This window comes from Alkalibacterium thalassium (assembly GCF_900101165.1).
Classification (GTDB): domain Bacteria; phylum Bacillota; class Bacilli; order Lactobacillales; family Carnobacteriaceae_A; genus Alkalibacterium; species Alkalibacterium indicireducens.
The window spans coordinates 1-20551 of sequence record NZ_FNFK01000004.1 but is presented as its reverse complement, the minus strand read 5'-3'; the positions used below and the strand labels follow the sequence as shown (position 1 = coordinate 20551).

At 46.1% G+C, this 20551-nt stretch carries 18 protein-coding genes and 1 pseudogene; 16 read left to right on the top strand and 3 right to left on the bottom strand.

Going from position 1 to position 20551, the window contains the following annotated elements; translation table 11 throughout:
- Positions 1-634: 634 nt before the first annotated feature.
- Both BLR76_RS01895 and BLR76_RS01890 read left to right on the top strand, forming a co-directional pair.
- Complete coding sequence (locus BLR76_RS01895; RefSeq protein ID WP_091264891.1) at positions 635-2110, top strand: ABC transporter substrate-binding protein/permease; 1476 nt, start codon at positions 635-637, stop codon at positions 2108-2110.
- Positions 2103-2828: an amino acid ABC transporter ATP-binding protein gene (locus BLR76_RS01890; protein ID WP_091264766.1), complete on the top strand. Its 726-nt coding sequence runs from the start codon at positions 2103-2105 to the stop codon at positions 2826-2828. Before BLR76_RS01895 ends, BLR76_RS01890 begins: the two co-directional genes overlap by 8 nt.
- Positions 2829-2882: 54 nt before the next feature.
- Here the strand turns inward: BLR76_RS01890 and BLR76_RS01885 are convergent, their stop codons facing one another.
- Complete coding sequence (locus tag BLR76_RS01885) at positions 2883-3221, bottom strand: helix-turn-helix transcriptional regulator (protein WP_091264763.1); 339 nt, start codon at positions 3219-3221, stop codon at positions 2883-2885.
- Between the two features lie 253 nt (positions 3222-3474).
- Between BLR76_RS01885 and uxaC the strand changes: the two genes are divergently transcribed.
- Complete coding sequence (gene uxaC / locus BLR76_RS01880) at positions 3475-4869, top strand: glucuronate isomerase (protein WP_091264762.1); 1395 nt, start codon at positions 3475-3477, stop codon at positions 4867-4869.
- A gap of 450 nt (positions 4870-5319) precedes the next feature.
- Here uxaC and BLR76_RS01875 read toward each other — a convergent pair whose 3' ends face one another.
- A complete protein-coding gene (locus BLR76_RS01875) occupies positions 5320-5850 on the bottom strand; it encodes a ferredoxin reductase domain-containing protein (protein ID WP_218121380.1) in 531 nt (176 codons plus the stop codon).
- A gap of 538 nt (positions 5851-6388) precedes the next feature.
- Between BLR76_RS01875 and purC the strand changes: the two genes are divergently transcribed.
- The 13 genes and pseudogenes from purC to BLR76_RS01810 form a co-directional block, all read left to right on the top strand.
- Positions 6389-7111: a phosphoribosylaminoimidazolesuccinocarboxamide synthase gene (gene purC / locus BLR76_RS01870; RefSeq protein ID WP_091264759.1), complete on the top strand. Its 723-nt coding sequence runs from the start codon at positions 6389-6391 to the stop codon at positions 7109-7111.
- Positions 7112-7114: 3 nt separating this feature from the next.
- A complete protein-coding gene (gene purS, locus BLR76_RS01865; protein WP_091264757.1) occupies positions 7115-7375 on the top strand; it encodes a phosphoribosylformylglycinamidine synthase subunit PurS in 261 nt (86 codons plus the stop codon).
- Between the two features lie 2 nt (positions 7376-7377).
- Entirely contained in the window at positions 7378-8061 is a 684-nt protein-coding gene (gene purQ, locus BLR76_RS01860) for a phosphoribosylformylglycinamidine synthase subunit PurQ (RefSeq protein ID WP_091264755.1), read from the top strand.
- A complete protein-coding gene (gene purL / locus BLR76_RS01855) occupies positions 8058-10289 on the top strand; it encodes a phosphoribosylformylglycinamidine synthase subunit PurL (RefSeq protein WP_091264753.1) in 2232 nt (743 codons plus the stop codon). The genes purQ and purL overlap by 4 nt, the downstream gene beginning before the upstream one ends.
- Positions 10265-11716: an amidophosphoribosyltransferase gene (purF, locus tag BLR76_RS01850; protein WP_091264750.1), complete on the top strand. Its 1452-nt coding sequence runs from the start codon at positions 10265-10267 to the stop codon at positions 11714-11716. The genes purL and purF overlap by 25 nt, the downstream gene beginning before the upstream one ends.
- A 65-nt stretch (positions 11717-11781) precedes the next feature.
- Positions 11782-12816: a phosphoribosylformylglycinamidine cyclo-ligase gene (gene purM / locus BLR76_RS01845; RefSeq protein ID WP_091264748.1), complete on the top strand. Its 1035-nt coding sequence runs from the start codon at positions 11782-11784 to the stop codon at positions 12814-12816.
- Between the two features lie 10 nt (positions 12817-12826).
- A complete protein-coding gene (purN, locus tag BLR76_RS01840; protein WP_091264888.1) occupies positions 12827-13408 on the top strand; it encodes a phosphoribosylglycinamide formyltransferase in 582 nt (193 codons plus the stop codon).
- Between the two features lie 2 nt (positions 13409-13410).
- A complete protein-coding gene (purH, locus tag BLR76_RS01835) occupies positions 13411-14949 on the top strand; it encodes a bifunctional phosphoribosylaminoimidazolecarboxamide formyltransferase/IMP cyclohydrolase (protein ID WP_091264746.1) in 1539 nt (512 codons plus the stop codon).
- A 75-nt stretch (positions 14950-15024) separates the two neighbouring features.
- On the top strand, positions 15025-16299 hold the full coding sequence (purD, locus tag BLR76_RS01830; protein WP_091264744.1) for a phosphoribosylamine--glycine ligase: 1275 nt from the start codon (positions 15025-15027) through the stop codon (positions 16297-16299).
- A gap of 37 nt (positions 16300-16336) precedes the next feature.
- Entirely contained in the window at positions 16337-16825 is a 489-nt protein-coding gene (gene purE, locus BLR76_RS01825; protein ID WP_091264741.1) for a 5-(carboxyamino)imidazole ribonucleotide mutase, read from the top strand.
- Positions 16809-17945, top strand: coding sequence for a 5-(carboxyamino)imidazole ribonucleotide synthase (gene purK / locus BLR76_RS01820; protein WP_091264738.1), 1137 nt, complete (start codon positions 16809-16811; stop codon positions 17943-17945). The genes purE and purK overlap by 17 nt, the downstream gene beginning before the upstream one ends.
- 12 nt (positions 17946-17957) lie before the next feature.
- Positions 17958-19253 (top strand): adenylosuccinate lyase, encoded by a 1296-nt coding sequence (gene purB, locus BLR76_RS01815; protein WP_091264735.1) that lies wholly within the window; start codon positions 17958-17960, stop codon positions 19251-19253.
- A gap of 338 nt (positions 19254-19591) precedes the next feature.
- Positions 19592-20146: pseudogene (locus BLR76_RS01810) on the top strand (family 1 glycosylhydrolase); the annotation flags it as partial.
- Between the two features lie 209 nt (positions 20147-20355).
- Here BLR76_RS01810 and BLR76_RS01805 read toward each other — a convergent pair.
- A partial coding sequence (locus tag BLR76_RS01805) for a zinc ribbon domain-containing protein (RefSeq protein WP_143009168.1) occupies positions 20356-20551 on the bottom strand: 196 nt, incomplete at its 5' end.

Genomic DNA, 20551 nt, shown 5'->3' with positions numbered 1-20551 from the left:
TCTTGCGACCAACTCAGGAGAAATAAGCTGGTGAGTGGGCTCTAAGATGTATCTTGCGACCAACTCAGGAGAAATAAGCTGGTGAGTGGGGTCTAAGACGCATCTTGCGACCAACTCAGGAGAAAAGAGCCGGTGAGTGGGCTCTAAGACGCATCATGCGACCAACTCAGGAGAAATGAGTCGGTGAGTGGGCTCTAAGATGTATCTTGCGACCAACTCAGGAGCAATGAATCGGTGAGTGGGCTGTAAGCCGCAACTTGCGACCAACTCGGGAGAAAACAACAGCCGAGTGGGTTCCAAGACAGATCTTACGACAAACTCAAGAAGGAAAGAACCATCGAGCTGGTTCTAAGAAGCTCCATCCCGACAAGAAAAGCGAGCCGCCTCACTTTCATTTCCCGTTCTCATGCTTGAACCCAGTCAGGTAAGCAAGCACTCCTAATATCTCACGAGTTTAAATCATCGCCCGCTACACAACAATTATGAAAACGGATCCTTAATATACATAAATAATGCAAATAACATGTTTTTTAAACAAAATATACCTTTTTTCATAAATTATATTGCATAATTATATTTATGGTGGTATGATTCTTTTTAAGTCAAAACAGAACTAAAGGGGATAAGGAGTATGATGAAGGGCGTAAAAGGATTTATAGCATTACTTATTTTATTCAGTATATTATTCATTCCGGCAGAACCGGTGTCGGCTGAAGATGGATCGGCACTGCAGCGTGTTCAGGATCAGGGTGTCCTGGTCGTTGGAACAAGTGCCGACTTTCCGCCATTCGAATTCTATGCAGTTGTCGACGGTGAACGCCAGGTCGTAGGAATGGATATGATGATTGCGCAGAAAATTGCGGATGATCTTGGAGTGGAACTTCAAATTCAGGACATTGGATTTGACAGTCTGCTGCCGGCTCTGGAAGCCAGAAATGTCGATGTAGTCATTGCGGGAATGACTCCGACTGCTGAACGTCGTAGAAATGTAGATTTCTCGGATATTTACTTCCGTACTTTCCAGAATATTATGATTCGTGCGGAAGATGAGGATATCTACGATTCAATCGAATCATTGAGAGGATTGACAGTTGGTGTACAGTCCGGGTCACTTCAGGAAGAGCTCGCTGAGCAGATTCCGGATGCAGAAATCATGAGTCTGACAGACTTAAATGATTTACTGCTTGCTTTGAAAACTAACCGAATCGAAGCAATCGTTATGCAGGGGCCAAATGCTGAAGCGCACGCTGGTCATGACGAGGATCTGCATACTTTTGTAGGTGGATTTGAAATGGACGATGATGACCAGGGTTCAGCGATTGCCTTCAGAAAAGGAGAAGATTCACTAGTTGATGCAGTTAATGAAAGCTTGGCTGAAATAAAAGAACAGAATCTGATAGAAGAGTATCTAGCCAAAGCAGGCGAATATATGGCTCAGACGGAACTGGATGAAGATGGGGAAGAAATAGAAGCAGGGTTTATTGCAAGCTACTGGGAATATTTCCTTGATGGGACACTGATCACTTTGCTGATTTCAGCGTCTGCCGTGTTCTTCGGTCTAATTTTAGGATCACTGCTGGCACTCATGCGACTGTCTAAAGTGTTCCTGGTTAAACAACTGGCAACCGCTTATGTGGAGTTTGTACGAGGAACGCCGCTTCTCATTCAAGTTATGTTCATCTACTTCGCGTCAGGTATGTTTTTCAATTTGCCGGCCCTGACTGCAGGAATCATTGCTGTCTCGCTCAACTCCGGGGCATACATTGCTGAGATCATAAGAAGTGGAATCAATTCTGTCAACAAAGGACAGGATGAGGCTGCGAGAAGTTTAGGTATGAGTAAGAATGATTCCATGCGCTACATCGTCTTCCCTCAGGCCCTTAAGAATATCTGGCCTGCACTAGGTAATGAGTTCATTACCATTATTAAAGAGTCGTCCATTGTATCAGTCATTGGTGTCGGCGAACTGATTTTCCAGACACGAGTGGTGCGTTCTATTTCCTTCCAGGGAATCCTGCCGCTATTCATCACTATGCTGATCTATTTTGCGCTGACCTTCAGCCTGACGAAACTCTTGAACTTCTATGAAGGGAGAATGAATCATGATTAAAGTGAATCATTTGAAAAAGTCATTTGGAAAAAATGAAGTACTGAAAGATATAAACGAAGAATTCAGCCAGGGGGAAGTGGTTGTAGTAATCGGCCCTTCCGGTTCCGGGAAATCAACGTTTCTGCGTTGCTTGAATTTGCTTGAAGAACCTTCTGATGGGGAGATCGTTTTCGAAGGGACTACGCTGACAGGTCTGAATGAAAAAGACCTGAACCAGCTGCGTCAGAAAATGGGTATGGTTTTCCAGCAGTTCAATCTGTTTCCTCACAAAACGGCGAAACAGAATCTGACGATTGCACCAGTAAAATCGAAAGGGGTCGACAAGCATCAGGCTGATCAGACTGCGGTCAAACTTCTGAGACAGGTCGGACTGGGTGATAAGGAAGATGCCTATCCTGCCAGTTTATCAGGTGGGCAGCAGCAGCGTGTGGCTATTGCTCGTGCTCTAGCGATGGATCCCGATGTGATGCTGTTCGATGAACCGACATCAGCATTGGATCCGGAGATGGTCGGAGAGGTTCTGAAAGTAATGAAAGACTTAGCTCAGTCCGGAATGACCATGGTTGTGGTGACTCACGAAATGGGCTTTGCCCGAGAAGTTGCTGATCGTGTCCTGTTTATGGATGACGGCTATATTGTCGAATCAGGTACTCCAGACATGATTTTCTCTAATCCTCAAAATGAAAGGACTCAGGATTTCCTGTCCAAAGTCCTATAATCACTGAAAAGACCGGTCTCCTTCATGAGGAATACCGGTCTTTTTGCCTGTATTCTATTTATGTAATGGGTGAAACAACTTCTTCAATACTGATCGTGCCTGTTTGCCACCTTGTTCAGACGCGACTAGATCAGCATCTGTACTCGGTCTCTCGTTTAACTTTTCGGATGGCCTGCTGGTAAGATAGTCAACTCCATATGCGTCTTTCAGAAACCATTCAATAGGGTACCCGAACGTTTTCGCCAGCAGAATGACTGATTCACTTTCTGGAAGTGAATACCCGTTTTCCCACCGGGATACGGTCTGACGGCTGACGTGCATGGACTTAGCCAGTTTTCGCTGCGACAGTTCTTCTTTTTCTCTTAGAAATTGAATCTTTTCCCCGATGTGCATAAAACGATCTCCCCGTAACCATTATTATATATGCATTAATATATTAAAATAATTATAACATAATCACTCCTGATTAATATAGGTCTCAGGTCCCAATTTACATAATCAGGGCTTTTTTTTGAGTTTTTCTTTACAAACATAAGCTCAGAAGATGAGAAAAAAACAATTTTGAAGATAAAACCACTTGTAACCGGATTCGTTTCTCTTTAGAATAAGGTTTGTATAATATATAAACAAACCAACGGAGGGTACTATGACTTTTATTCATGAGGATTTTATGCTTCAAAATGAGACGGCTAAAACTTTGTATCATCAAATAGCCAAGGATCTGCCGATCATTGACTATCATTGCCACCTTGATCCTAAAGAAATCGCTGAGGATCATGCGTTTGAAGACATTAGCGAATTATGGCTGGCAGGAGATCATTACAAGTGGCGGGCGATGCGGGCTAATGGAGTGTCTGAAGAGCTTATTACTGGTAATGGATCGTCTAAAGAGAAGTTCAAAGCCTGGGCGGAAACGGCAGAGATTGCTCTAGGCAATCCGTTATTCCACTGGACCCAACTGGAACTAAAAGAGTATTTCGGTATTGAGGAGCTGCTTGGAAGCCACAATTGGGAAACCATTTATGACGAGGCTAATCGTCAGCTGAAAGAGGAAGACATGACGGCACAGTCATTGATCGCAAAATCCAATGTAGAATTTATCGGTACAACGGATACACCTTTCGATTCGCTCGAGTATCATAAGCAGATTGCTGACAAAGAGGCGTTTGATGTCAAAGTGGCGCCGTCATTCAGACCGGATGAACTGTATGACCTGTCAGCTGAAGATGTATCAAGACTTGAGGAGCTGACCGGAAAACAGGCAGCCGATTATGGTACGTTCCTTGAAATCATCGAGGACCGTATCGATCATTTTGACCGGCATGGGGCACTTATTTCCGATCACGGCATCACCGAGCTGCTTTACAAAGAAACTTCAGATGAGGACATCGAGAGAATTTTCGCCTCTTATAAAGCCGGAGAATCAGTTTCAGATACAGACAAGGCGAAATGGATGACGCGTCTGCTCGTCGATTTAGGTCAGTTGTATCATGACCGAGGCTGGATCATGCAGATCCATTTTGGAGCGATCAGAAATATGAATACACGGCTCTTTGAACAGGTAGGCGCAAATGTAGGCGTCGATTCCATCTTTGACCAGTCAAAAGTTGCGGTGCATCTGAATTCATTGCTGGATGCTATGGACAAAGAAGGCAAGCTGCCGAAAACGATTGTCTATAACTTGAATCCTGAACATAACCATATTGTTGCCAGTGCAGTGGCTAATTTCCAGTCCAATGAAGAAGGTATCAAAGGCAAAGTTCAGTTCGGTGCCGGCTGGTGGTTCAATGATACGGAACAGGGAATGCTTAGACAAATGGAAACCCTGGCGGATCATGGGCTGCTAATGCATTTCGTAGGGATGCTGACGGATTCAAGAAGTTTCGTGTCCTATCCTAGACATGATTACTTCCGCCGCATATTCTGCAACTTTGTCGGTGAGCAGGTCGAAAGCGGCAAGTTCCCTGATAAACCGGCACTTCTTAAGCAGCTGGTGGAAAATGTGTGCTACAAAAATGCGAAACGATATTTTCAGAAATAAACAGTATCTACTTTAAAGTAGTGTTCTAGGTATAACCTAGTAGATTCAGATAAAAAAGGCTGTATTACTCTCGAGTAGAAGAGTAATGCAGCCTTTTTTTGTATATATATGGGAATTACCGCCTATGAAGATTTATTTATCCGTAAAGGGTCACGAACAGCTCTAGTCCATATAGACGAATGCCTCATAAAAGTAGGTTATGAGACATTGAGTGCTCAATCGATCGGACGAATGCCTCATAAAAGTAGGTTATGAGACGTTGAGCTCTCAATCGATCGGGCGAATGCCTCATAAAAGTGAGATATGAGGCATTCGTCATCAAAATGAATCGTCGCTCGCTTCCCATCCAGGAATAAAAGAAGCCCTAAACGGAATCCGAACAACTACCCCGAATGCAATAATGAGCGCCATTCCAAAGAATGGCGTCTCTTCTTATTTTTTTATACCTGTTCAGCTAAGAAAATCTGAACGAAACCGTTCATGCTTATCGAGCGTGATCTGCTCACCAGAAATCCCGCGTTCACGCAGGGTGGCGATGGTTTCTTTAAGGAAGTCATCGCTGCCGACGATATAGAAGAAGGCGTTAGTATCAACAGCCAGTCTGTTCACTTCCTCATAGTAAGCCGGACGGTCAGTGACGTATTGAGCTGTCAGAGACGGATCTGAATCTTGTTCAAACAAACCAGAGAAGAGCTGCTCACCAGACGAGTCGATATTTAGAGAATGGAGAGAGTCTATTCCATTAGAATCATTTAAGTACTGCAGAATGAGAGGTCTGAATGAAGCGATGCCAACCCCGCATGACAACAGGTAAATGGGTCTGTCTTCTCGCTTCAATGGGATATTTGTATGTGTCTTGAAGAGGGCAACTGAGCTTCCGCTTTTAAGTTCAGCCAGATGAGACTTGTATCTTGAGCGCTCTGCTCTAAGGCGAGTCGTGATGCCGATTGTGTTTTCTTCTGGAAGAGTTGCGATCGACATGTGCCGGACCAGCCCTTTGTCAGGTTTTTCTCCGCTATTGAATCCTTCCAGTGCCAGGTGAGTGTGCGCGCCTTCTTCCTAGGTGAAGCCCTCTGGGAGATCCAGGTAGAACGTTTTAGTATCTGTAGCTTCATCAATGACGTCTACAAGGGTTGTCCAGTATATCTGCATGTGAATCATCTCCTAAGTGTGAGTCTGTCAGCGAATTGATTTTAATTAAGTATACTCTAATTGAGAATTATTCTCAATTGAATTTTGTGAATAGTATTACGAACTCTGATCTTAGAATCACTATTCAAGGATGAATAGTCAGCAATGTTCGTTAATTACAAAACATTAGAATGTTTTAATCTGTAAATTCAGCTTTATAAATATAAAACACGAACATTATCCGAAGTATCATCCATAAATAGACGCTGAAAGGTTGACTCTATTTCATAGACGATTTATGATAAAGCTATACCGACAAAAACGGAACGATTACAAAAAAATCGTGTTTAATATTCGTGTTTAACCAAGTCCTGAAAGGGGTATTCAGTTGATAAAGAGAGACCTGTTATACGAAGGCAAGGCAAAACGATTATATGAGACCAGTGAACCCAGCATTCTATGGGTCACGTATAAAGATCAGGCCACGGCTGGAAATGGAGCCAAGAAAGAAGCTATTGCCGGTAAAGGGCAGCTGAATAACCAGATTACCAGCATGATATTCAAAAAGCTGAAGGAAAAGGATATTCCAAGTCACTTCATCATGGAAGTGTCTGAAACGGATCAGCTGATTGAAAAAGTGGCTATGTTCGATCTTGAGGTTGTCGTCAGAAATGTCGCTGCTGGAAGCTTTTCCAGACGCCTCGGTGTAGACGAGGGGACGGAGCTGGCCTTTCCGGTTCTGGAATTTTACCTCAAGGATGACGGACTGAACGATCCGCTCATTAATGATGATCATGTGCTTGCACTTAATCTGGCTGACCAGAAAGAAATTGACGAAATTAAAAGACAGGCTCACAACATCAACCAGTCGCTGATTGAGATTTACAGTGAGGCCGGCATCAGATTGATCGACTTCAAGCTGGAATTTGGAAAGGCTGCGAAAGAACAAATCGTTCTGGCAGATGAAATTTCACCGGACACATGCCGTCTATGGGATGAAAAGACGAACGATCGTCTGGACAAGGATGTCTTCAGACAGGATCTCGGCGACATTATCCCACTATATCAGGAAGTACTCGACCGTCTGACGAGAGATCAAAAGGAGAAGTGACTCATGTATAACGTAAAAGTATATGTAACCTATAAAGAATCAATTCTGGATCCTCAGGGAGAAGCGGTAAGAGGAGCCGTTCACCGTATGGGCTTCGATGAAATTGAAGATATTCGTATCGGGAAGTATTTTGAAATCAAAGTGTCAGATACTGCCGACCGTTCAGTTGAAGAAGTCATTGAAACGATCTGCGACAAGCTTCTGGCAAATGTCGTGATGGAAAGCTATCGCTATGAAATCGAACGCGTAAAGGAGACGGTCTAAGCATGAGATTTGCAGTGATCCAGTTTCCAGGTTCCAATTGCGATGTCGATCTGCTTCATGCAATCAGAGACGGTGTAGGAGAAGAAGCTGAATACGTGCCTCACACTGCAGAAAGTCTGGACGGATTTGATGGTGTCCTGCTTCCTGGAGGTTTTTCGTACGGCGATTACTTAAGAAGTGGTGCCATATCCCGCTTTTCAAATGTGATGAGTGAAGTGACCCGTTTTGCAGAGGAAGGCAAGCCAGTCTTTGGTACCTGCAACGGATTCCAGATTTTAGTTGAAGCAGGACTTCTGCCTGGGGCTTTGCAGCGTAACGAAAACCTTCATTTTATCTGTAAGACAGTGGAACTGGAAGTGGTCAATAACCGGACGAAATTTACCTCTGAATATGACAAGCAGGAACTCCTCACCATACCCGTCGCTCATGGCGAAGGGAATTATTACTGTGATGAAGAGACACTTTCGGAACTGAAAGCCAACGATCAGATCGTATTCACCTATGCGTCAGACAATCCGAACGGCTCAGTTGAAAATATCGCAGGGATTATAAACAAACAAGGCAATGTTCTGGGTATGATGCCGCATCCTGAGCGGGCAGTCGAAGATCTTTTAGGCTCAAGTGACGGGCTGCGCTTTTTCGAATCGATGGTCAAGAACTTTATAAAGGAGACTGCAGAGGTATGAAGACATTACATGAACCGACGGCCGAACAGATCAGAGATCAGAAAATCTATGCTCAGTGGGGACTGACGGATGAAGAATACCGCATGATTTCCGAGGACATAATCAAACGTCTGCCTAACTATACGGAAACTGGCCTGTTTTCAGTTATGTGGAGCGAGCACTGCTCGTATAAAAACTCCAAACCGGTGTTGAGAAAATTCCCTACAAAGGGACCTCAAGTGCTTCAAGGTCCTGGTGAGGGTGCCGGAATCGTTGATATTGGAGACGGTCAGGCCGTTGTGTTTAAAGCGGAAAGTCATAACCATCCATCCGCTGTTGAACCTTATGAAGGGGCGGCGACAGGTGTCGGAGGCATCATTCGTGATATTTTCAGTATGGGTGCCCGTCCGATTGCGATGCTGGATTCTTTACGGTTCGGTGAACTCGACAACGAACGGACAAAGTATCTGCTTGAAGAAGTCGTGGCAGGAATCGGCGGCTACGGCAACTGTATCGGGATTCCGACAGTCGGCGGAGAAATTGCCTTTGATCCCGTCTACAGAGGGAACCCGCTGGTTAATGCCATGTGTGTCGGTCTGATCGACCATGAGGATATTCAAAAAGGCCAGGCTAAAGGGATCGGTAATACGATCATGTATGTCGGCGCCAAAACGGGTCGTGACGGCATTCACGGTGCAACCTTTGCTTCGGAAGAATTCAGTGATGAAGAAGAGGCTGAGCGTTCAGCTGTACAAGTCGGCGATCCGTTTATGGAAAAACTTCTGATGGAAGCATGCCTGGAACTGATCCAGGACCACAGCGATATTCTCGTCGGTATCCAGGATATGGGAGCCGCGGGACTGGTCTCATCCAGTTCAGAAATGGCATCAAAAGCGGGAAGTGGACTGATCCTTAATCTGGACGATGTGCCGCAACGTGAAGCAGGCATGACGCCCTATGAAATGATGCTCTCAGAGTCTCAGGAACGGATGCTGATCTGTGTGACGAAAGGCTCTGAAGATCGTGTTAAAGAGCTGTTCTCACGTTATGAACTGGATGCAGTAACTATTGGAGAAGTGACTGGTGACGGGCAGTATCGTCTGTACCACGAAGGAAGACTGGTCGCTGACTTACCGGTAGACGCATTGGCGGAAGAAGCACCTGTCTACCATAAACCATACACTGAGCCGGAACGCATTCAGGCATTTAAAAAACTTGATGCATATAAACCGGACATCAAGGATACAGAAGAAACATTGAAACAACTCATTCAGCAACCGACTGTTGCTTCAAAAAAATCGATTTTTGAAACATATGATTCAATGGTCAGAACAAACACCGTTGTCGGTCCAGGAAGCGATGCGGCAGTTCTGCGCATCAGAGGGACCCGCAAGGCGCTTGCCATGACGACTGACTGTAATGCCCGCTACCTTTATCTCGATCCGGAAAAAGGTGGACAGATGGCTGTAGCAGAAGCCGCAAGAAATATCGTGGCAAGCGGGGGCGAACCACTGGCAATAACGGACTGTCTGAACTACGGGAATCCCGATAAGCCTGAAGTGTTCTGGGAGCTGTGGACATCCGCGGATGGTATTGCCAAAGCCTGTACGACATTAAATACACCTGTCATTTCAGGAAACGTATCGCTATACAACGAAACAAATGGGGAAGCGATCTATCCGACACCTATGATTGGCATGGTCGGACTGGTCAAGGATCTAGATCATGTGACAACATCAGAATTTAAACAGGCTGGGGATAAAATTTTCGTCATTGGGGAAACAGAAGCTGACTTTAACGGATCTGAACTGCAGAAAATGCAACTGGGGAGAATCGAAGGAGAGCTTTTCGATTTTGATATAGATAAAGAAAAAATGATTCAGGATAAAGTTCTGCAGGCTATTCGTGAAGGACTTATTCAAAGTGCGCATGACTGTTCTGAAGGTGGACTGGCCGTGGCGCTGATGGAATCAGCCTTTGGGAATGAGCTGGGGCTGTCTGCGACACTAGATATGCCGTCAGAGTGGCTGTTTTCAGAATCGCCGTCCCGTTTTGTTCTATCTGTCAGACCTGAACACACCGAAGCAGTCAAAGAAGTATTTGGACAAGATGCCGTTGAAATAGGTGAAGTAAAAGATACACGAATCGCTGAAATCCTTACGCAGACGGAAGAGCTGACTATTGATGTTAAAGAAGTGAAAGACTTATGGGAAGGAGCCATTCCTTGGTTGCTGAAATCAAAAGCTTAAATGAAGAATGTGGCGTATTCGGTGTGTGGGGACACCCGGATGCAGCTCAGCTGAACTTTTTTGGTCTGCATAGCTTGCAGCACCGCGGTCAGGAGGGGGCAGGGATTGTAACCAATCGCAACGGGCGTCTGAAAGGACACCGTGACTTGGGACTGTTATCTGAAGTCTTTAAAGATGAACGCGAACTGACCCGCCTGTCGGGAGAAGCTGGAATTGGGCACGTCCGTTACAGCACTACCGGCAGCAACAGTATCTTGAATATTCAACCGTTTCTGTTCAAGTTTCACGATGAGGAGCTGGCACTGGCTCATAACGGAAACCTTATCAATGCAGTGAGTCTGCGCCAGGAACTCGAGCAGGCTGGGGCAATTTTTCATTCAAACTCGGATACTGAAATCCTGATGCACCTGATCCGTAAAAGCAAGCAGGATACACTAATCGACCGAATCAAAGAAAGTCTGAATACCGTAAAAGGTGCGTTTGCTTATGTCATGCTGACGCCTGATGCATTGATCGGTGCACTGGATCCGAACGGTTTCCGTCCTTTATCCATTGGACAGATGGAAAATGGTGCCTACGTACTTGCAAGTGAAACCTGTGCCCTTGATGTTGTCGGAGCAGAATTTGTCCGTGCCGTTCAGCCGGGTGAACTGGTTATTATCGATGATTCGGGTTACCGAATCGAAACCTATACTGACCAGACACTGCTTCAGATCTGCTCCATGGAATTTATCTACTTTGCCCGCCCGGATTCAAATATTGCTGGAGTCAATGTCCATACTGCACGTAAGAATATGGGCAAACGTCTGGCTGAAGAAGCACCGGTCGATGCAGATATGGTTATCGGTGTCCCGAACTCATCTCTGTCCGCAGCTAGCGGGTATGCAGAAGTGAGTGGGATCCCTTATGAAATGGGACTAGTCAAGAACCAGTATGTTGCACGCACATTCATCCAGCCGACTCAGGAACTGAGAGAACAAGGTGTAAGAATGAAACTCTCTGCTGTTCGAGGTGTGGTGGCAGGTAAGAAAGTGATCATGGTGGATGATTCCATCGTTCGCGGCACGACTAGCCGACGCATCGTTCAGTTATTGAAAGAAGCTGGAGCAGCGGAGGTACATGTCCGCATTTCATCTCCACCTTTAAAATATCCATGTTTCTACGGAATCGATATTCAGAACCAGAAAGAACTGATTGCTGCAGATTATTCAGTGGAAGAAATCCGAGAGAAAATCGGTGCAGACAGTCTGTCATTTTTAAGTGTCGAAGGGACAGTGGACTCGATCGGACTGAAGTTCGATGCGCCACATAATGGTCTGTGTATGTCTTACTTTACTGGAGACTACCCGACACCTTTATATGACTATGAAACAGACTATATGAATACTCTGGCTAAACTCAGAGAAAGCAAGCCGTTAATGGTATAAAAAATAAGACAAGACCGGGCTGGTCAGACTTCAGCCGGTCAGAAAAGCACAGGAGGATCTGTTATATGGGAAATGCCTACACAGACGCAGGCGTCAATGTCGAAGCAGGATACGAAACAGTTGAACGAATAAAGAAACACGCTGAACGAACGGAACGCCTGGGTGTGATGGGTGCGCTGGGAGGTTTCGGCGGTGCATTCGACCTGTCTGTTGTCGATGTGAAAGAACCGGTCCTTGTATCTGGAACGGATGGGGTCGGTACGAAACTGCTGATTGCGATCCAGCAGGACAGACACGATACGATCGGCATCGACTGTGTGGCTATGTGTGTGAATGATATTTTAGCTCAAGGTGCTGAGCCGTTATATTTTCTGGATTATATTGCAACGGGCAAAACGGTTCCTGAGAAAATGGAACAGATCGTTGCAGGCATTTCTGATGGGTGCGTCCAGGCAGGTGCAGGCCTGATCGGTGGAGAAACGGCTGAGATGCCTGACATGTATGGGGAAGAGGACTACGATGTTGCGGGATTCTGTGTCGGTGTGGTGGAAAAAAGCCGTATGCTGACTAAGGATCACGTTAAAGCCGGCGACAAGCTGATTGGCTTGTCATCCAGCGGCATACATTCCAACGGCTACTCACTGGTCAGAAAAATCTGTTTTGAACAGAATGAGTTGGGTTACGATTTTAAGCATGCTGCCTTAGGGGACGACACTTTAGGCCAGGTCTTACTTAAGCCGACAAAAATCTACGTGTCTGCTGTACTGCCTCTATTAAAGGAAGGCTGGGTACACGGCATTTCTCACATTACAGGCGGCGGATTCATTGAAAATCTGCCTCGTATGTTACCAGAGGGCTTGTCCGCAATAGTCAGAAAAGAGACCTGGGACATTCCTGGAATTTTTTCTCTACTTCAGGAGTATGGAAAACTCGACCGTGATGAAATGTACGGCTATTTCAACATGGGAATCGGCATGGTTCTTGCTGTTCCGGAAGAACACGAAGCAGCAGTGCTTAAAAGCTTAAAAGATTCCGGAGAAAAAGCAGTCACCATCGGAGAAGTCAGAGCAGATGAAAATGAGGCGATCCGTTTTGAGTAAAGCTGGGCCGATCAGACTAGCCGTTTTTGCTTCCGGGAGCGGATCGAATTTTGAAGCACTTGTGAAGGCGATTAGAAAACAGACGTTAGAGGCAGAAGTGGCTCTGCTCGTAAGTGACAAGCCTGACGCTTTTGCTCTGACTAGAGCCGATACATTGGCTGTTCCCTCTGTTTCATTTTACCCGAAACAGTTTCCTTCAAAAGAAGTCTTTGAGAGAGAAGTTTTAGATCATTTGAAGGAAGCAGACATCGACCTGATTGTCCTGGCCGGTTACATGCGAATCATCGGGCAGACTTTACTGGAAGCCTTTGACAATCGAATTATTAATATTCATCCGTCATTGCTTCCGCTTTATCCCGGGAAACAGGGAATACAGGATGCATTTGATGCAGGAGACAAAGAAACGGGTGTGACCGTACATCTAGTGGATGAAGGCATCGATACCGGGACGATACTGGCTCAGGAAAAAGTTGTTATCGATCCAGACGATACGATAGAATCACTAGAGGAGAAGATTCATGCTGTCGAGCATGTGCTGTATCCTGAAGTCATTCAGACTTATATCAAAAAGTTGCAGAAGGAGTATGCCTAACTATGACACGTGCACTTATCAGTGTTTCAGACAAGACCAATATCGTTGACTTTGCTCAGGCATTAGTCAGACAGAACATAGAGATTATTTCAACAGGAGGGACGAAAAAGGTCCTGGACGAGGCTGGGATTCCAACCTTGTCGATCGAAGAGGTCACCGGTTTTCCTGAAATGATGGACGGACGGGTCAAAACGTTACACCCGCTGATCCATGGGGGACTGCTGGGCCGTCGGGATCTGGACACTCACCGTTCGGCTATGGCTGAACATGAGATCACTCCGATCGACTTTGTCTGTGTGAATCTGTATCCGTTCAAAGAAACGATTGCCAGACCCGAAACGACTAGAGAAGAAGCCATCGAACAGATCGATATAGGCGGACCGAGCATGCTTAGAAGTGCGGCTAAAAACCATGCAGCGGTCACGGTCATTGTAGATACTGATGACTACATTCAAGTGATCAAGGAGCTGGAACAAAACGGTGAGACCTCTCTCAAGACCAGGCAGCGTCTGGCAGCTAAAGTTTTCCGTCACACGGCCGCTTATGATGCTCTTATAGCTGATTATCTGACTGCGCAGGTTGAAGAAGAAACTCAGCCAGACAGTTATACACAGACATTTGACGTGAAGCAGACTCTAAGGTACGGCGAAAACAGTCATCAAACTGCCGTTTTCTATGAGGCTCCCCAAGCAAACAGTTTTTCCATTGCCAAGGCAAAGCAGCTTCACGGAAAAGAATTGTCATACAATAACATCAAGGATGCAGATGCGTCGATCCGTATCATTCGCGAATTTAACGGACCGGCAGCTGTAGCACTTAAACACATGAATCCGTGCGGAATAGGAATTGGTGAGTCGATAGAAGAAGCCTTTGACAGAGCCTATGATGCAGACCCTGTGTCTATTTTCGGTGGCATCGTCACAGTAAATGAAACAGTCACAGCTGAACTGGCAGACAAATTAAGTAAAATCTTCCTTGAAATCGTCATTGCTCCTGGTTTTTCTCAGGATGCTCTGGCTGTCTTGACTAAGAAGAAAAATATCCGTCTGCTTGAATTGGATTTCTCTGAAGCCAGACAAGGTGGAAAAGAATCCGTGTCCGTACTTGGCGGCCTGCTGGTCCAGGACCAGGACTGGGTCAACGAAGAAGATGCTCCTGAATGGTCAGTTGTTACGGACAAGGCCCCAACTGACAGCCAGATGCGTGCACTGAAACTGAACTGGAAAGCAGTGAAGCATGTGAAGAGCAACGCCATTGTTGTGGGGAATGACAAGCAGACCTTAGGCATCGGAGCCGGTCAGATGAACCGGGTCGGAGCAGTCAAGATTGCCATTGAACAGGCAGGGAAGCAGGCAGAAGGTGCGGTCATGGCCAGCGATGCCTTTTTCCCGATGGATGACAGTGTCGAATATGCTGCCGAGAACGGGATTAAAGCAATCATTCAGCCAGGCGGAAGCATCAAGGATCAGGCGTCGATCGACAAAGCGAATGAATACGGCATTGCCATGGTGTTCACGGGCATGCGTCACTTTAGACATTGATCAATAAAAGAGAGGGAAACCTCTCTTTCGTTTTATACATAGATTATATTTAGGGATTTTAAAGGGGAGAAATATGTGAAGTTACTAGTGATTGGATCAGGTGGACGTGAACACGCGATTGCAAAAAAACTGCTGGAAGGCAGCCAAGTCGAGCAGGTGTGCTGTGCACCGGGAAACCCGGGGATGAGTCAGGACGGCATAACTGTGGTGAATATCAGTCAGGAAGATCATGAATCGTTAATCGATTTTGCCAAAAAAGAAAGTGTTGAATGGACCATCGTTGGCCCGGAAATCCCCCTGTTTAATGGCATCGTAGATGATTTCCAGGCTGAAGGGCTCGCAATTTTCGGCCCATCAAAAGCTGCGACTCAGATAGAATCATCAAAGGCGTTTGCTAAAGAGCTGATGACCGCCAATGCTATTCCGACAGCAGATTACAAGTCTTTCGATCAGTATGAAGAAGCTAGACGTTACATTGAAAAAGGAAACATTCCAGTCGTCATCAAGGCTGATGGATTGGCCGCAGGTAAAGGAGTCGTTGTAGCTGAAACCATGGAAGCGGCACTTGATGCCCTTGATGACATGATGCTGGATAAAAAATTCGGGGACCTGAACACGCGTGTAGTCATCGAAGAATACCTGACGGGAGAAGAGTTTTCCCTTATGGCTTTCGTTAAAAATGAGAAGGTCTATCCGATGGTAGTTTCTCAGGATCATAAGCGCCTGCTTGAAATGGACAAAGGTCCGAACACTGGAGGAATGGGGGCCTATGCTCCAGTTAAGCATATATCTGAAGCTGTAGTAAAAGAAGCGACTGAAAAGATACTCCTGCCGGCTGCGACAGGGATGGTAAGAAACGGCACGCCTTTTACGGGTATATTATATGCCGGAGTCATGGCAACAGACGATGGACCTAAAACGATCGAGTTCAATGCCCGCTTTGGAGATCCGGAAACGCAAGTGCTGATGAACCGTTTGGAATCCGACCTGGCAGAAGCCATTTCAGCTATTCTTAGTGATGAGGAACCCAGTCTAGTCTGGAAGCAAGATGGCGTTAGTCTTGGGGTGGTAGTTGCCTCAAAAGGCTATCCAGAAGCTTACGAAAAATTTAGACCATTGGACCTGCCTGAAATAGACGATCAGATGAACTTGTATTTCGCAGGTGTCTCAGAAACCGAAGGAAACCTGGTTTCAAACGGCGGCCGTGTCTATTTAGTCGAAGCAGCTGGGGAAACAATCGAAGAGGTGCAGGAAGCTGTCTATTCAGCGCTTGAAGCCGTAGATGCAAGCGAGTATATCTACAGGAAAGACATCGGAAACAGAGCGGTTATAAACGCGAATAAGCAATAAGCTAAAATGGAACCATAACTATTAGGAGGCGTTTGATTTGGCAATTGAAGTAGGGGTCGTCATGGGAAGCACATCCGACTGGGAGACCATGAAGCATGCATGTGAGGTGCTGGATGAACTGGAGGTAGCTTACGAGAAAAAAGTGGTCTCCGCTCACCGGACACCGGACTTGATGTTTGATTATGCTGAAGAAGCGCGCGGGCGGGGGATCAGAGTGATCATCGCTGGAGCGGGAGGCGCTGCACATCTTCCAGGAATGCTGGCAGCCAAGACGACGCTGCCGGTCATCGGCGTGCCTGTTCAGTCAAAGGCGCTGAACGGTCTGGACTCCTTACTGTCGATTGTACAGATGCCTGGAGGAGTTCCTGTTGCTACCGTAGCCATCGGCAAGGCTGGGGCAACGAATGCCGGTCTCCTCGCCGCTCAAATGTTAGGAGCCTTTCAGCCTGAACTGGCCGACCGAATCGAATCAAGAAGAGAATCATTGAAACAGAAGGTAATGGAAAGTAGTGACGAACTTGTCTAAACTGATCAGACCGGGAAGTACAATAGGCATTATAGGTGGGGGACAGCTGGGACGGATGATGGCTTTTTCTGCTAAGGAAAGAGGCTACCGGATCGCTGTGCTTGACCCGACTCCAGACTGTCCAACAGCCCAAGTCGCGGATCTGCATATTGAAGCAGCTTATGATGATCTGGATGCTTTGAAAGAACTGGCCAGATCAAGTGATGTGCTGACCTATGAATTTGAAAATGTCGATGCCGAAACAATCGAACACGTTCTTGAGGCAGTGGAAATTGCAGTTCCCCAGGGGACCGAGCTTTTACTTAATACCCAGAATCGCCTGACTGAAAAAGATTTTCTGGAAAATTCAGGGATTCCTATTGCCGCTTATGCTAAAATTGAAACCGAAGAAAATTTGAAGGAAGCCGTTGAAGCCCTTGGCTATCCATGTGTCCTGAAGACTGTTCAAGGCGGGTACGACGGAAAGGGCCAAGTCGTTCTGGAATCGGATGCTGATTTTGAAGAAGCTTCTGCTCTGATAAAAAAAGGGACATGTGTCCTGGAAGAGTGGGTGTCATTTGAAAAGGAACTCTCCATTATGGTAGCTCGTAATGCCTCAGGGGATGTGGTCACCTTGCCTGTTTCAGAAAACATCCATGAGAACAATATCCTTCTTAAGAGTATCGTACCGGCACGCGTGTCAGATGAGGTGATGGACGAGGCACGACAGATTGCTGAAACCATCGCTGAAAAGATGACCTTATCAGGTGTCCTGGGTGTGGAACTCTTTTTGACTTCTGAAGGAAAGCTCTATGCCAATGAACTGGCGCCGCGTCCGCATAACTCCGGACATTATTCTATCGAAGCCTGTTCAGACTCACAGTTTGACCTGCACATACGTGCAATCTGCGGCTATCCTCTTGCTGAAGTGGACCTTCTCAAGCCTGCTGTAATGGTCAATATCCTGGGTGAGCACTTTGACCAGGCACTGAAACTGAACAGCAGTCAGCCAGCTTGGCATGTACATGATTACGGCAAGAAAGAGGTCAAGACCGGGCGAAAGATGGGGCACGTGACTATACTGACGGCTGATACCGAGAAGACACTGAAAGACATTGAAGAAACGAAAATCTGGAATTAGGAGACTGGTATAATGATCGAACGCTACACGCGACCTGAAATGAAAGAATTATGGTCAGAGGAGAACCGCTACAAGTCATGGCTGGAAGTTGAGATCCTAGCTGATGAAGCCTGGGCCGAACTGGGAGAGATTCCTAAAGAAGACGTTCAGAAGATCCGAGCGCATGCCTCTTTTGATATTGCCCGTATTCTGGAAATTGAAAAAGAAACGAAACATGACGTGGTCGCTTTCACACGTGCCGTTTCTGAAACGTTGGGAGACGAAAAGAAATGGGTCCACTACGGATTGACCAGTACGGATGTCGTTGATACAGCTTACGGCTACCAGCTGAAACAGGTCAATGATGTGCTCAGAAAAGACCTTCAGCAGCTGCTTGAAGTTATCGGTGAAAAAGCTAAAGAGCATAAGCATACGGTGACCATGGGACGCACGCACGGTGTTCACGCTGAACCGACTACCTTTGGTCTGAAGCTGGCGCTCTGGTATTCAGAAATGAAACGCCACATCGAACGGTTCGAACACGCAGCTAAAGGCGTAGAAGCCGGAAAAATCAGTGGAGCAGTTGGAACGTTTGCCAATATCCCACCGTTTGTTGAAAGGTATGTCTGCGACAAACTGGGAACGCGTCCTCAGGAAATTTCGACCCAGGTCCTGCCACGTGATCTGCATGCGGAGTATGTGAGCGCCATTGCCCTTATTGCAACCAGCGTAGAGAAGTTTGCGACCGAAATCAGAGGCCTGCAGAAGTCGGAAACTAGAGAAGTGGAAGAAGGTTTTGCTAAAGGTCAGAAAGGCTCCTCAGCAATGCCTCACAAACGTAACCCAATCGGGTCTGAAAATATGGCCGGACTGGCGCGTGTGATCAGAGGACACATGGTGACAGCCTACGAGAACGTCAGCTTATGGCATGAGCGTGATATTTCGCACTCATCTGCGGAACGCATTATTTTGCCTGACAGCACGACCCTGCTGAACTACATGCTGAACCGATTCGCCAATATCGTCCGCAATCTGACCGTGTTCCCTGAGAACATGAAACGCAATATGGATGCAACACTTGGTCTGATATACAGCCAGCGCGTATTGCTGAAGCTGATTGATAAAGGCCTCAGCCGGGAAGAAGCTTACGACCTGGTTCAGCCAAAAACAGCTATTGCGTGGGATGAACAGACAGCGTTCCGCCCACTGCTTGAAGAGGACGAAAAAATCATGTCCATTTTGAGTGCTGAAGATATCGAAGATGCTTTTGACTATAACTACCATCTGAAAAATGTAGATGAAATATTTGAACGTGTTGGACTGAATTAATTAAAGCACCTGTCGGGACAGTAAAAGGGATTGTTTCGGCAGGTGTTGTTTTTGTTGCGGATTGACTGGAATAATTATGACTCTATCTAAGAATAAAAAGGTGTTCAAATCAGGTAATGAAAACCATTCCAAAAAAAAACGCTTGCAGGATTTTTTCTGACATGGTATAGTTTATTCAAAGTTAAATATCTGGAGCATAACTGGATTGTTACTGATCTGAATTTAGATGCAGGCAAAACCTGAATTGATCCGAGAGCTTTACTTTGAGACGACTATGTCTTTCAGTAGATATCTGGGATGAGTTTAGGTTTATTTTTTTGGATAAGTCGATCAAAATGGAAGACGGGGATCTGGAGCTTATTCAAGAAGGAACAGTTGACTTCATTTCGTTCAGCTACTACATGTCACGTACCGATAAGAAAGAGCAAACACCTGAGGAACTGGGTCAGGGCAATCTGATCGGTGGAGTGAAGAATCCGTTTCTTGAAGCCAGTGACTGGGGATGGTAAATCGATCCGGTCGGCCTGCGCATTGCATTGAACGAACTTTACGGACGCTACCAAGTGCCTTTAATGGTCGTTGAAAACGGTCTGGGTGCACATGATAAGATCGAAGAGGATGGATCGATTCAAGATGACTACCGCATCGACTACCTGCGTGAGCACATCCGAGAAATGGGCGAAGCCGTCAAGGACGGTGTTGATCTGATCGGGTACACCAGCTGGGGCTGTATTGATCTAGTCAGTGCATCAACAGTAGAGTACTCCAAACGATACGGGTTCATCTATGTCGACAAGCACGACGATGGATCCGGAACTATGGAAAGAAGAAAGAAAAAATCGTTCGACTGGTATAAACAAGTCATCGAATCCAACGGAACTAAGTTGGATTAATTAAATTAGCATTAAGCGGAGAAGAGGTGTAGGTGCCTTCTCCGTTTTTTCTGTATTTGCTTGACGTGAACTACCCACCACTTAAATCCTCCGGATTTTGAAGTGGGGGCTTCCTACGAACTCCATTCTTGTCTGCACAGGTTTCATGCAGACAGAGGAATCGGATATGGGTAGGCTCAAAAGGCAGTCCCTGCCTCATAGGTTTTCTTTTACTTGGCTAACGCCAAAAGGTTCTTGCTGGCATTGATGTCTCGGTCCAGATACTCCCCGCAATTAGGGCACTCCCACTCCCGTATGTGGAGGGGTTTCTTGCCGTCACGGTGTCCACAGGCAGAACAAATCTGGCTGGATGGATAGAACCTGTCCGCTTTGATGAGTGTACGTCCTTTTTGTTCCGCTTTGTAT

Coding starts and splice junctions, on each gene's coding strand:
- BLR76_RS01885 (WP_091264763.1), bottom strand. CDS start 3,221: ATGCACATCGGGGAAAAGATTCAATTTCTAAGAGAAAAAGAAGAACTG.
- purQ (WP_091264755.1), top strand. CDS start 7,378: ATGAGATTTGCAGTGATCCAGTTTCCAGGTTCCAATTGCGATGTCGAT.
- purH (WP_091264746.1), top strand. CDS start 13,411: ATGACACGTGCACTTATCAGTGTTTCAGACAAGACCAATATCGTTGAC.
- purB (WP_091264735.1), top strand. CDS start 17,958: ATGATCGAACGCTACACGCGACCTGAAATGAAAGAATTATGGTCAGAG.
- BLR76_RS01890 (WP_091264766.1), top strand. CDS start 2,103: ATGATTAAAGTGAATCATTTGAAAAAGTCATTTGGAAAAAATGAAGTA.
- BLR76_RS01895 (WP_091264891.1), top strand. CDS start 635: ATGAAGGGCGTAAAAGGATTTATAGCATTACTTATTTTATTCAGTATA.
- BLR76_RS01875 (WP_218121380.1), bottom strand. CDS start 5,850: ATGTCGATCGCAACTCTTCCAGAAGAAAACACAATCGGCATCACGACT.
- uxaC (WP_091264762.1), top strand. CDS start 3,475: ATGACTTTTATTCATGAGGATTTTATGCTTCAAAATGAGACGGCTAAA.
- purS (WP_091264757.1), top strand. CDS start 7,115: ATGTATAACGTAAAAGTATATGTAACCTATAAAGAATCAATTCTGGAT.
- purL (WP_091264753.1), top strand. CDS start 8,058: ATGAAGACATTACATGAACCGACGGCCGAACAGATCAGAGATCAGAAA.
- purM (WP_091264748.1), top strand. CDS start 11,782: ATGGGAAATGCCTACACAGACGCAGGCGTCAATGTCGAAGCAGGATAC.